11 protein-coding genes are annotated in these 11,348 nt (G+C 76.8%); 8 read left to right on the forward strand and 3 right to left on the reverse strand.

Annotated elements, in window-relative coordinates; genetic code table 11:
* Nucleotides 1-512: 512 nt before the first annotated feature.
* Nucleotides 513-836, forward strand: coding sequence for a hypothetical protein (locus tag HOY81_RS25870; protein ID WP_237323132.1), 324 nt, complete (start codon nucleotides 513-515; stop codon nucleotides 834-836).
* A gap of 65 nt (nucleotides 837-901) precedes the next feature.
* Nucleotides 902-1,717, forward strand: coding sequence for a tetratricopeptide repeat protein (locus HOY81_RS25875; protein WP_237323133.1), 816 nt, complete (start codon nucleotides 902-904; stop codon nucleotides 1,715-1,717).
* A 142-nt stretch (nucleotides 1,718-1,859) separates the two neighbouring features.
* Here HOY81_RS25875 and HOY81_RS25880 read toward each other — a convergent pair whose 3' ends face one another.
* The gene (locus tag HOY81_RS25880; protein ID WP_237323134.1) at nucleotides 1,860-3,161 is read right to left on the reverse strand and encodes a DUF1015 family protein; all 1,302 of its coding nucleotides are present in this window, start codon (nucleotides 3,159-3,161) and stop codon (nucleotides 1,860-1,862) included.
* Nucleotides 3,162-3,261: 100 nt separating this feature from the next.
* Here HOY81_RS25880 and HOY81_RS25885 point away from each other — a divergent pair, with 100 nt between their 5' ends.
* Entirely contained in the window at nucleotides 3,262-4,284 is a 1,023-nt protein-coding gene (locus HOY81_RS25885) for an HAD hydrolase-like protein (protein WP_237323135.1), read from the forward strand.
* Between the two features lie 58 nt (nucleotides 4,285-4,342).
* On the opposite strand, the gene HOY81_RS25890 is transcribed toward HOY81_RS25885, so the two are convergent.
* Entirely contained in the window at nucleotides 4,343-5,377 is a 1,035-nt protein-coding gene (locus HOY81_RS25890; RefSeq protein WP_237323136.1) for an ABC transporter substrate-binding protein, read from the reverse strand.
* 120 nt (nucleotides 5,378-5,497) lie between these two features.
* Here HOY81_RS25890 and HOY81_RS25895 point away from each other — a divergent pair, with 120 nt between their 5' ends.
* The 3 genes from HOY81_RS25895 (at nucleotide 5,498) to HOY81_RS25905 (ending at nucleotide 8,651) form a co-directional block, all read left to right on the forward strand.
* Nucleotides 5,498-6,559, forward strand: a complete 1,062-nt coding sequence (locus tag HOY81_RS25895; RefSeq protein ID WP_237323137.1) for an iron ABC transporter permease — start codon at nucleotides 5,498-5,500, stop codon at nucleotides 6,557-6,559.
* The gene (locus HOY81_RS25900) at nucleotides 6,556-7,593 is read left to right on the forward strand and encodes an iron chelate uptake ABC transporter family permease subunit (protein ID WP_237323138.1); all 1,038 of its coding nucleotides are present in this window, start codon (nucleotides 6,556-6,558) and stop codon (nucleotides 7,591-7,593) included. Before HOY81_RS25895 ends, HOY81_RS25900 begins: the two co-directional genes overlap by 4 nt.
* Before the next feature lie 269 nt (nucleotides 7,594-7,862).
* Nucleotides 7,863-8,651 carry an ABC transporter ATP-binding protein gene (locus HOY81_RS25905; protein WP_237323142.1) on the forward strand — a complete coding sequence of 263 codons (789 nt, stop codon included), beginning with the start codon at nucleotides 7,863-7,865 and terminating at the stop codon, nucleotides 8,649-8,651.
* A gap of 301 nt (nucleotides 8,652-8,952) precedes the next feature.
* On the opposite strand, the gene HOY81_RS25910 is transcribed toward HOY81_RS25905, so the two are convergent.
* Nucleotides 8,953-9,855, reverse strand: a complete 903-nt coding sequence (locus tag HOY81_RS25910) for a helix-turn-helix transcriptional regulator (protein ID WP_237323139.1) — start codon at nucleotides 9,853-9,855, stop codon at nucleotides 8,953-8,955.
* Between the two features lie 161 nt (nucleotides 9,856-10,016).
* Between HOY81_RS25910 and HOY81_RS25915 the strand changes: the two genes are divergently transcribed.
* Nucleotides 10,017-10,811 (forward strand): SDR family oxidoreductase, encoded by a 795-nt coding sequence (locus HOY81_RS25915; RefSeq protein ID WP_237323140.1) that lies wholly within the window; start codon nucleotides 10,017-10,019, stop codon nucleotides 10,809-10,811.
* A gap of 86 nt (nucleotides 10,812-10,897) precedes the next feature.
* Entirely contained in the window at nucleotides 10,898-11,113 is a 216-nt protein-coding gene (locus HOY81_RS25920) for a tautomerase family protein (protein ID WP_237323141.1), read from the forward strand.
* Nucleotides 11,114-11,348 lie beyond the last annotated feature (235 nt).

Here is an 11,348-nt window from a genome sequence, read left to right on the forward strand (position 1 = left end):
CCGATGGTACTGCATGCGGGAGTGTGTGGGAGAGTAGGACGCCGCCGAACAATCTGTGGAGCCGCTGGCTCCAGCGTACACACGCTGGAGCCGGCGGCTTTTTGTTTTCCCGCTCTCCGTCCGTGGGCACCGGCCCCGCCGGTGCGCGAGAATGGCACTTGTAGCACCAGCAGAAGGAGTCACGTCCATGTCCACCAACTCGTCCGGCGATCGACCGGAGCGCCGTCCTCGTCAGGGGAATCCGCGGCGGGAGCGGGACGACCGTCCGCGTCGGCCCTGGCGTGAGGACGACCGGGGTGGATACCGCCGTGAGGGCGGCCGGGACGGCCGGCGCAACCAGGAACCCCGGCGCGGTGACCGGCGTGAGGGCCCCCGTGGGGATCGCCGTGACGACCGGCGCGGTGAACGGCGCGACGAGCAACGTGACGACCGGCGGGACGAGCAGCGCGGTGGCCGGCGCGGTGAACGACGTGGGGGTCCTGGCGGCAGGGAGGAGCGGGCACCCTCCCGTCGTGAGGACCGCCCACGGGCCGCCCGGGGGGACAACGAGCGCGGCGACCGCCGCCCGTACGGCGAGCGCCCACGTGGCGACGAGCGCCGCGGCGAGCGGAGGGGCGACGAGCGTCACCGCGACCGCGACCGGGAGCGTGGCGGCCACCGGGGACGGAGCCGCGACGAGCGCGGCGGCACCGGCCGGGAACGCCGTGGATCCGACCGGGACTTCCACCGCGGCGGCAGGCGGGACGCCCCGCAGCGCGGAGACCGGCGTGACGACCGCCGTGGCGGCCGCCGTGACGACCGGCGGGGCGATCGCCGTACGGACCGGGAACCGCTGAAGCGGCTGCCGATCCCGGAGGACGTCACGGGGGAGGAGATCCCGAAGGACGTCCGGCAGGAACTCATGAGCCTGCCCAAGACCCTGGCGGAGGACGTCGCGAAGAACCTGGTGATGACCGGCCGGCTGCTGGACGAGGACCCGGAGCAGGCATACGGGTACGCGCGGGTCGCCCTGCGGCTCGCCTCCCGGGTGCCCGCCGTGCGGGAGACCGCGGGCTTTGCCGCGTACGGCGTCGGCAAGTACGCAGAGGCGCTGGCGGAGTTCCGCGCCGCCCGTCGCATGACCGGTGGTGTGCATCTGTGGCCGGTGATGGCCGACTGCGAGCGTGGACTGGGCCGTCCGGAGCGCGCGCTGGCGATGGCCGGCGAGCCGGAGGTGCAGAAGCTCGACAAGGCGGGTCAGGTCGAGATGCGCCTGGTGGCCGCCGGAGCGCGGCGGGACATGGGGCAGGCGGAGGCCGCGGTGGTGACGCTGCAGAGCTCCGAGCTGGCCTCGAACGCCGTGCACCCGTGGACGGCACGGCTCCGCTACGCCTACGCCGACGTGCTGCTGGAGGTCGGGCGCGCGGACGAGGCGCGGGAGTGGTTCGCGAAGGCGCTGGAGGCCGACCAGGGCGGGCTGACGGACGCGTCGGACCGGCTGGCGGAGCTGGACGGAGTCGAGTTCCTCGACGCGCTCGACGAGGAAGCGGACGAGTTCGGCGACGGCGCCGGGGAGCCCGGAACGGAGCCGACGGCTCGGGAGCACCGCGCCGCGGAGCGCGGACCCGCCGGGGAGCCCCCGGCCGTCGAGGACGCGCCCGGGGACGAGGGCTCCGCGGACGCTCCGTCCGGGGACAGGACGGACGGCGAGGCACCGGCGGGCGGCCGGGGGCGCTGACGCGGAGGCGCACGCCTCCGGGGACGAGACGTGATCCGGGGGCCGGCGCCCACGCGGACGTGGCGGGGCGCCCGCACGCCCCGCCGGGCATGACGCGGGCCGGCGGGGCCCGGCGTCCTCCGCCCGGGTCCCGCCCGCGGGGTCACCCCGGAGGACCCGCAGCCCCGTCCGCGCCGGGCCCGTCCAGGGGGCGAAGCACCAGCCCCGTGGCCGGTTTCGGCCCGAAGGAAGTGGACTTGCGCGGCATCATGACCCCTTCCGCCGCCAGTTCCCGCACCGTCTCCTCGCGCTCCGGCCGCAGCAGCACGGCCGTCCCGCCGTGCCGGGCCGCCTGTGCCACGGCGTCCTCCGCGGAGTGCAGATAGCCGATGTCCGCGGGCCGGTCCGGGACGCCCCACACGTGGTCGAGGAGGACCGTGTGCAGGAGCGTGGCGTCCAGTCGCCGCCAGGCCTCCGGCCGGTCCGAGGGCACCGTGCGGGCCAGCAGCTCCGGATCGGGGCGGTCGAGCAGGTGGAAGCCGGCCGGGTGGCCGTCGTACGGACCGTGGGCCAGCAGGAGGGCGTTGCCCGGCGTCTCCGCGAGCCGGTCCAGGGCGCCGGGCAGCGGCCCCGGCACGGGCCGGGCGCGGAAGGCGCCGCCCAGGGCGGTCAGCGCCCGCCCGGGCGGCAGGTGCGGAAGCACCCGGTGGATGGCCCGGACCTGGAGCGGATAGCGGGCCGAGTCGACCAGCAGTACCAGGCCGTGGGCCCAGGCGGGGTCGTCCGGCCGCTCGTCCCGGAGCCGCAGACAGGTCGCCCAGCGGTGGTGGCCGTCGGCGATGAGCGCGGTCCGGTCGGCCAGGTCGGCGGCGACGGCGGCGATCTCGTCCGGGTCGTCGACGGACCACAGCCGGTGGGCGAAGCCGTCCTCCGTGGTGGTGGCCAGGAGCGGCTCCCGGCCCGTGGCGCGTTCCAGCACGGCGGCGGCGCCGGGCCCGGCGGGCGGCGGGTCGTCGCCGCGGTAGGTGAGCAGCAGGGGTTCGAGGTTGGCCGCCGTCTCACGCATCAGCGCGGCCCGGTCCGCGACGATCTCCGGCACCACGTCCTCGTGGGGGAGTACCGGCCCGTCCAGCCGCAGCGCGCCGATCAGGCCCCGCTGGAGCACGGCGCCGCGGCGCTGTTCGTAGGCGTAGAGGGCGGGTCGTTCGTCCCGGGTCAGGACGCCCTCGGCACGCCAGCGGCGCAGCGTTCCGGCGGCCTGCCGGGGCGCCGCGGCCGGGTCGGCGGTGTCCGGCAGGATCAGCCGCACGATGTTGTACGGGTCGGCGGTCTCCAGGTGGTGGACTCCGTCCGGCCGCACCACCACGTCGTACGGCGGTGACGTGACGGCTGCGAGGCTGCTCACCCGGTCCGGCGCGTAGCGCAGGCCGCGGAAGGGGCGGAGATGGAGACCGTCGTCGCTCATCCGGGAATGCTAAGCCGCCCGCTCGCCGGCGGGGCGGGCGGATGGGGGATCATCGGGGGCGTACCGGGAGTGTGCGGAGGCTTGTGAGGAGCGGGAGACCATGCTGCGAGGCTGCGAGCGGGCGCTGAGCGAGGCGTACGACACCGCGCTGCTGGACCTGGACGGGGTGGTGTACGCCGGAGGAGAGGCGGTCCCGCACGCGGTGGACGCGCTGTCCCGGGCGCGGGCCGGGGGGATGCGGCTGGCGTATGTCACGAACAACGCGGCGCGGACCCCGCGGACGGTCGCGGACCACCTGACGCGGCTGGGCGTGCCCGCCGCGCCGGACGAGGTGATCACCTCCGCGCAGGCGGTGGCCCGGCTGATCGCGGAACAGGTGCCCTCCGGCGCACGGGTGCTCTGTGTGGGCGGTGAGGGGCTGCGGGTGGCTCTGGAGGAGCGCGGGCTGCGGCCCGTGGAGTCCGCCGACGACGGACCCGCCGCGGTGGTGCAGGGTTACGGCGGGCCGGAGCTGGCCTGGGGCCGGCTGGCGGAGGCGGCGCTGGCGGTGGGGCGGGGCGTGCCGTGGTTCGCCTCGAACACCGATCTGACCATTCCCAGCGGACGGGGCATCGCGCCGGGCAACGGCGCCGCGGTGGAGGTCGTACGGATCGCCACCCGGTGGATGCGGCCCGCGCCGGAGCCGCGGGTGGCGGGGAAGCCGCTGCCGCCGATGCACCGGGAGACGGTCCTGCGCACCGGGGCGCGCCGGCCGCTGGTGGTGGGGGACCGGTTGGACACGGACATCGAGGGCGCGCACGCCGGCGGGGTGGACGCGCTGCTGGTGCTGACCGGGGTGACGGACGCGGCGCAGCTCCTGGCCGCCGAGCCCCGGCACCGGCCGGCCTATGTGGCGGCGGACCTGCGCGGGCTGCACGATCCGCAGCCGTCGGTCGTGCGGGACGAGGACGGCTTCCGCTGCGGAGGCTGGACGGCCCGGGAGGCCGGCGGTGCGCTGCTGCTGGACGGCGAGGGGGAGCCGGTGGACGGCCTGCGGGCGCTGTGCGGGGCCGCATGGGCCGCCGGCGGGGACGTGGGCTGCACGGCCGACCCGGCGAAGGCGCTGGCCAGGCTGGGGCTGTGAGCCCGGAGCCGTTCCGGAGTCCCGGCCGGCGCCCGCGGGGCCGGCCGGGGGCCGCGGGTCAGACGACCTTCTTCGCTTCCCGGATCGCCCGGGCCAGGTCCTCCAGCAGCGGTGCCGCGCCGGCGTACGAGAAGCGGGGCTCGCTGGACCAGGGGGAGACCTGGCCCGCCTGCACCGCGGGCAGGTCCCGCCAGGCGGGCTTCGCCCGCAGCGCCTCCGGCTGGAGGGCCTGGGTGCGGTTGTCCAGGATGATGAGGTCCGCCGCGTACTTGCCGGCGTTCTCCCAGCTCAGGCTCTCGAAGTAGCCGCCCTCATCGGTCTTGTCCGGGGTGACCAGGTCGACGCCCAGCTCGCGGAAGTAGCGCAGGTCGGCGTTGATCTCCGGGTTGGAGACGTAGAAGAGGTCCTTGCTGCCGGAGGCGGCCATGACCTTCACGTCGTGTTCCCGGGCGGCCGTGCGCAGGGACTCCGCGGCCTTCTCGAACCGGGCCTTGGCGTCCGTGACCCGTGGCGCCTTCAGGTCGGCGCCGAGGGCGCCGGCGAGTTCGGCGTAGCGGGCGATGATCTGCTGGAGCGGCCGGCGGGAGGCCGTCAGGGCGATCGACGGGGCGAGCTCCAGTATCTTGTCCTTGCTCTCCTCGGGGACGAACCACAGCGCGCCGGGCTCGTACATGTTGGTGATGAGCACGTCGGGGCGGAGCTTGGCGTACTTCTCGATGCTGAACTCGCCGTAGGCGTTGCCGATGATCTCCAGCTTGCCGGGGTCCAGCTCGCCGGCCTGGGGGTCGGGCTTTCCGCCGGGGAGTACGGTGGGGCCGAAGACGCCGACGAGTTCCCCGGTGACGCCGAAGTCGTGCAGTGCGGCGGCGGTGCCGGTGAAGGCCACGATCCGCTGCGGGCGCGCGTCCAGCTTCACCGTGGTGCCGCGGTCGTCCGTGAACGACCAGGCGCCGCCCTTGCCGCCGTCTGCGGAGCCGCCCTCCCGGCCGTCGCCCGAGCCGCCGCAGGCGGCGAGGAGGGCGCCGAGTCCGGTGGCGCCGCCGGCCGCGAGAAGTCCGCGCCGGGTGAGGGACTGGGAGCGTGGCTGGGACATGGAGGTGCCTTCCGTTGCGGGGGCCCCTGAGGGCCGTGGTGCGAGGTTAGGCTAACCTAACCCTTGTTGTCGTCCCGCGGCCGGGTCGTCCCGGTGGCCCGGCCCCTCCGGAGCTCGTACGTGTCGCTCACCAAGTCCCCGCGACCGGCGGCCGGTCCGGCCGCGGCGCCGCCGCCGGACCCGCCGGCCCGCGCCCGGCAGGCGCGGCGCGCCGCCGGACTACTCGCCTCCGCACTGTTGTTGCTCGCCGTGCTGGTGCTGAGCCTGGGCGTCGGCGCCAAACCCCTGACGCCCGGGGACGCCTGGCACGGCCTCGTGGACGCCTCGTCCCCGGACTGGACCGTGGTGCACGAGATGCGGCTGCCCCGCACCCTGCTCGGGCTGCTCGCGGGCACGGCACTGGGCCTCGCGGGCGGCGTGATGCAGGCGCTGACCCGCAACCCGCTCGCCGACCCCGGGCTGCTCGGCATCAACGCCGGGGCCTCGGCCGCCGTCGTCACCGCCCTCACGCTGCTGGGCGTCTCGGGCTACACCGGCCGGCTCTGGTTCGCCTTCGCGGGGGCGGCCGCCGTCTCCGTGCTGGTCTACAGCGTCGGCGGCGGGCGCGGAGCCACCCCGGCCCGGCTCGCGCTCGCCGGTGCGGCGCTGAACGCGGCGCTCTACAGCTACGTCAACGCGATGATGCTGCTGAACACCGCCTCGCTGGACGCGATGCGCTTCTGGACGGTCGGCTCGCTCGCCGGGGCCCGCCCGGACACCGTGCTGCGGCTGCTGCCCTGTGTGCTGCTCGGCCTCCTGCTGGCCCTGGCCCTGGCCCGGCCGCTCAACGCCCTGGCCCTCGGCGACGACTCCGCCCGGGCGCTCGGCGCCCGGCCGGGGCGGGCGCGGGCGGCCGCCATGGCCACGGTGACGCTGCTCTGCGGCGCGGCCACCGCGGCCTGCGGGCCGATCGTCTTCGTCGGACTGATGGTGCCGCACCTGGTACGCGCGCTGACCGGCCCCGACCTGCGCTGGGTGCTGCCGTACTGCGCGGTGCTGGCCCCCGTACTGCTGCTCGGCTCCGACGTGCTGGGCCGGGTGGTGGCCCGCCCGTCCGAACTGCAGGTCGGCATCGTGACCGCGGTCCTCGGCGGGCCGCTCTTCCTGTACTTCGTACGGCGGCGGAAGGTGGCCCGGGCATGAGCGTGGTCCGCACCCCGGGCGGCCGGTCCGTCGCCTACCGGCCGCGGGCGTTCGTCGTCGGGGCGGCCTGCCTGGCGCTGGCCCTGGCCGGCGGGGTGTTCGCCGTCGCGGCCGGCGGTGGGGACTACCCGCTGAGCGTGCCGGACGTGCTGCGTACCCTGGCCGGCTCCGGGCATCCCGCGGACGCGTTCATCGTCCGCGAGGTGCGGCTGCCGCGGGCCGTCACCGCGCTGCTCGCCGGCGCGGCGCTGGCCCTGGGCGGCGCCGTCTTCCAGTCGGTGGTGCGCAACCCGCTGGGCAGCCCCGACGTGCTCGGCTTCACCAGCGGCGCGGCCACGGGTGCGCTGACCGCCATCGTCGTGGTGGGCGGCGGCAGCCTCGCCCTGGCCTGCGGCGCGGTCCTCGGCGGTCTGCTCACCGGGGTGCTGGTCTACGCCCTGGCGTGGCGTCAGGGCGTGCACGGCTACCGGCTGGTGCTCGTCGGCATCGGTGTCATGGCGATCCTCACCGGTGTCAACGGCTACCTGCTGACCCGGGCGCAGATCGTCGAGGCCGGGCGCGCCGTGCTGTGGCTGACCGGCAGCCTGGACGGCCGCGGCTGGGAGGACGCGCTGCCGCTGCTGGCGGCGCTGGGGGTGCTGCTGCCCCTCGTGCTCCTGGGCTGCGCCCGGGCGCTGCGGATGATCGAGATGGGGGACGACACCGCGTACGCACTGGGCGTGCCCGTGGAGCGGATACGGCTGACCGTGCTGGGCTGCGCGGTCCTGCTGGTCTCCTTCGCCGCCGCCGCGGCCGGCCCGGTCGCCTTCGTGGCGCTGACGGCGCCGCAGCTCGCCAGGCGGCTCACCCGGTCCCCCGGACCGAACCTGCTGCCGTCGCTCCTGCTCGGGGCCGCACTGCTGACACTGGCCGACCTCGCCGCCCAGCGTGTGGTGCCCGGGCACCAGCTCCCGGTCGGGGTGATCACCGGCGTGCTGGGCGGCGGCTACCTGGTCTGGCTGCTCGCCGGCGAGCGCCGGGCGGGCCGGATATGAGGCGCGCCCGCCGGTGGCGCTGCGGCGGCCGGCCGGACGGCGATCGCCGCCCCGCCCCCGGCAGCCGGGGGGCGGCGGCACCCGTACGCACGAAGGACCCGAGCGCCCGGCCGGCGCCCCCGCCGGCCGGGCACCAGACTCCCGGGAGGGCGACCGAGATGGCACAGCGCAGCGACGAGGCCGCGGGGCACCGGGCCGCCGGGCAGGGACCCGTCCGGCCCGGCAGCGCGACGCCCGGCGAGGGCTCCCCGCGGCTCCGCGGGGACGGCATGACGCTCGCCTACGACCGGCGGACCGTTGCCGAGGACCTCAGCGTCGCCGTACCGGACCGTTCCTTCACCGTCGTCGTCGGCCCCAACGCCTGCGGGAAGTCCACCCTGCTGCGCGCTCTGTCGCGGATGCTGCGGCCCGCCGCAGGCGCCGTACTGCTGGACGGCGAGGACATCGCCACCCTCCCGGCGCGCCGGGTCGCCCGTACCCTCGGGCTGCTGCCGCAGTCGTCGATCGCCCCGGACGGGATCACCGTCGCCGACCTGGTGGCACGCGGGCGCTACCCGCACCAGGGGCTGCTGCACCAGTGGTCCCGCGAGGACGAGCGCGTCGTCGCGGAGTCCATGGCCGCCACCGGCGTGGCCGAGCTGGCCGACCGCTTCGTCGAGGAGCTCTCCGGCGGCCAGCGGCAGCGGGTGTGGATCGCCATGGCCCTCGCCCAGGAGACGCCCCTGCTGCTGCTGGACGAGCCCACCACCTATCTCGACATCGCCCACCAGCTCGAGGTGCTGGACCTGTGCGCCGCCCTGCACGAGCAGGGCCGGACCGTCGTCGCCGTCCTGCACGACCTGAACCACGCCGCGCGGTACGCCACCCACCTCGTCGCGCTGCGGGACGGTGCGGTCGTCGCCGAGGGACCGCCCGCCGAGGTGGTGACCGCGGAGCTGGTGGAGCGCGTCTTCGGACTGCCCTGCCGGGTCATCACCGACCCGGAGACGGGGACCCCGCTGGTGGTGCCGGGCGGCGCCGGCCGCCGCCGCGCGGCGGCCGCGGGAACCGCCCGGTAGCGCCGCCCTGCACGGGCCGTCCGGTAGCGGCCGGGGAGAAGCGGCCCGGTGGGCGCGTGCGGGCTTTCGGCGGCCGGGCGGGGAGCGGTCCCTGGTCGCGCACGGGGGTACGTCCGGTGGCCGGGCGCGGGAGCGGTCCGGTGGGCGGGGCGGGGCGCTGCTCCGGCCGCCGGGGTGCGGGAGCCGCCCGGTGGCCCGGCGCGGGGCTGCCCCCGTCGCCGGGCGCGGGTGCCCGTGGGAACCGCCCGTGGCCGGCGGCGGAGGGCTGCTGCCGGTGGCACCTGCGGGAGCCGCCCGGTGGTCAGCCGGTCCGGTCGTCCCGGCCGGCGAGCCGCTCCACGTCGTCCGGGGCGTCGTCGCCGTCCGGCCTCAGATCCTGCGTGCCGATCACCGGCAGCAGCTCCAGTCGCTCGGCGGTCCGGCTGCCGGCCGGCGCGGTGAACCACAGCAGACGCTGGCACCCGTCCTCGCTGAACAGGCTGTGGCAGTCCACCTCCAGGACGCCCAGCGCGGGATGGACGAGGCGCTTGCGGTCCGCCCGGCGCAGCGCCACGTCACGGGTGTCCCACAGGGCGGCGAACTCCGCGCTGCGCCGCCGCAGCGCGGCCGCCAGCCGGGCCGCGTCCGAATCCCGGCCTCGCCGGGCGGCGACCGCCCGGAGGTCGGCCACGAAGACCCGGGAGTGGTACGCGTGGTCCTCCGGCGGATAGAGCGCGCGGGCGTCCGGGTCGGTGAACCAGCGGTGCACGAGGCTCGCCGCCGGCCCGTGGACCGCAGGCGGCCGGCCGACGAGTGCGGCGGCCAGCGGATTCTGCACCAGGGTCTCGTGCAGGTCGGTGATGACCTGGGCGGGGGTGGTGGTGAGCCGGTCCAGCAGGCCGAGCAGGGCCGGCTGGACATGGGCGGCGGGACCGTGGGCCGCCGGCGGGACCGGTCGCCCGGCGAGATGGAACAGATGGTCCCGCTCGTCGCCGTCCAGCCGCAGCGCCCGTGCCAGGGCGGCCAGCACCTGCGGGGAGGGCTGGGCGCCCCGGCCGCGCTCCAGCTCGGTGTAGTAGTCCGCGGACAGGCCGGCGAGCCGGGCGACCTCCTCCCGGCGCAGGCCGGGCACCCTGCGCCTCGGACCCGCGGGCAGCCCGGCGTCGGCAGGGCGGACCCGGTCGCGGCGGGACCTGAGGAAGGCGGCGAGCTCGGGAAGGTTCACCCGCCCATCGTGACGCCCGTGGCCCGGCGGAGCCAGGGGCTGACGACCCCCGGGTGGGCCCAGCCCTGGCCGGGGGCCCGGAACCGGTCGACGGTGGAGGAAGGCGGAGCCCGGCGAGGCCGTGTCCGCCGCCCGGTTTCCCGTCCGCACAGGAGAGTCCCATGTCCCACCCGAGCCCCGCCCGGCCCCCCGAAGAGACCGGCCCCACGCCCGGCGGCGCCTCCGGCCGGCCGCGCGTCGCCCTCGTCACCGGCGGGTCCCGCGGCATCGGCCGCCGTACGGCGGCCCGGCTGGCCGCCGACGGCTGCCCCGTGGTGGTCGGCTACGCCGGCGACCGGGAGGCGGCCGAGGGCGCCGCCGGGGAGATCGTCGCGGCCGGCGGCCGTGCGACGGCCGTACGGGCCGACGTCGGCGACGAGCGGCAGGTGGCCGCGTTGTTCGACGCTGCCGAGACCGAGTACGGCGGCGTGGACATCGTGGTCCACGCCGCCGGGCGGATGCATCTGGCGCCCGTCGCCGAACTGGACCTGGCCGAGCTGGACGCACTGTACCGCACCAACATCCGCGGCACCTTCGCCGTGGCCCAGCAGGCCGCCCGCCGGGTCCGGCGCGGCGGAGCCGTCCTGACCTTCTCCAGCTCCGTGGTCGGCCTGGCCTTCCCCGGCTACGGCGCCTACAGCGCCGGCAAGGGCGCCGTCGAGGCGGTCACCCTGATCCTCGCCCGCGAGCTCCGCGGGCGGGACGTCACCGTCAACGCGATCGCTCCCGGCCCCACCGCCACCGACCTGTTCCTGGAGGGCAAGGACGAGGAGACGGTGGCCCGGCTGGCGGCCCAGCCGCCGCTGGAGCGCCTGGGGGCCCCGGCGGACATCGCCGAGGTCGCCGCCTTCCTCGCCTCTCCGGCCGGCCACTGGGTCAACGGACAGGTCGTCCGCGCCAACGGAGGCATCGTCTGAAGCCCGTACGCGGCACCGTCCCGGCACACCACGGCCGGCCCACCGCACCACGCGCTCACCCACACCGTCGCAGAGAGGACACCCCCATGCCGTTCGCAGCCTTCAAGGTTCCCGCCGGCTCCGTCGACGAGCAGCAGAAGGAGCAGCTCATCACCCGCACCACCGACCTCTTCACCGAGATCTACGGGGAACGCGCCCGTGCCACCACCCTGGTGCTGGTCGAGGAGGTGCCCGACGGCGGCTGGGGCGTCGGCGGCGAGGTGCTGACGCTCGCCCGCCTCCGGGAGGCCGCCGGGGGCTGAGTCCGGCGGTGGCTGAGACCGCCGTACGCCCGCCCCGGCGGCCCGGGCGTACGGCGGCTCCGCCGCGCCCGGCGGAGCCGCGGGCCCGTGCCGGTGATCGTGCGGCGCCGGGGGTGGCGGAGCGGGTAGCGTCGGGCCCATGAACGACCCGACGCCCGGCGCCGCGCCGGGACAGCAGGAACCGCCGCGGGCGGAGCGCGCGCCCCGCCCGTGGCCGGGCCCCCGGCCCGGCGGC

The organism is Streptomyces sp. JJ36, from assembly GCF_021696945.1.
Taxonomy (GTDB): Bacteria; Actinomycetota; Actinomycetes; order Streptomycetales; family Streptomycetaceae; genus Streptomyces.

Bases quoted from the DNA above. Each gene is read 5' to 3' on its own strand.
- HOY81_RS25890 (WP_237323136.1), bottom strand. From the start codon at position 5,377: ATGTCCCAGCCACGCTCCCAGTCCCTCACCCGGCGCGGACTTCTCGCG.
- HOY81_RS25875 (WP_237323133.1), top strand. From the start codon at position 902: ATGAGCCTGCCCAAGACCCTGGCGGAGGACGTCGCGAAGAACCTGGTG.
- HOY81_RS25915 (WP_237323140.1), top strand. From the start codon at position 10,017: ATGTCCCACCCGAGCCCCGCCCGGCCCCCCGAAGAGACCGGCCCCACG.
- HOY81_RS25900 (WP_237323138.1), top strand. From the start codon at position 6,556: ATGAGCGTGGTCCGCACCCCGGGCGGCCGGTCCGTCGCCTACCGGCCG.
- HOY81_RS25880 (WP_237323134.1), bottom strand. From the start codon at position 3,161: ATGAGCGACGACGGTCTCCATCTCCGCCCCTTCCGCGGCCTGCGCTAC.
- HOY81_RS25885 (WP_237323135.1), top strand. From the start codon at position 3,262: ATGCTGCGAGGCTGCGAGCGGGCGCTGAGCGAGGCGTACGACACCGCG.
- HOY81_RS25905 (WP_237323142.1), top strand. From the start codon at position 7,863: ATGACGCTCGCCTACGACCGGCGGACCGTTGCCGAGGACCTCAGCGTC.
- HOY81_RS25920 (WP_237323141.1), top strand. From the start codon at position 10,898: ATGCCGTTCGCAGCCTTCAAGGTTCCCGCCGGCTCCGTCGACGAGCAG.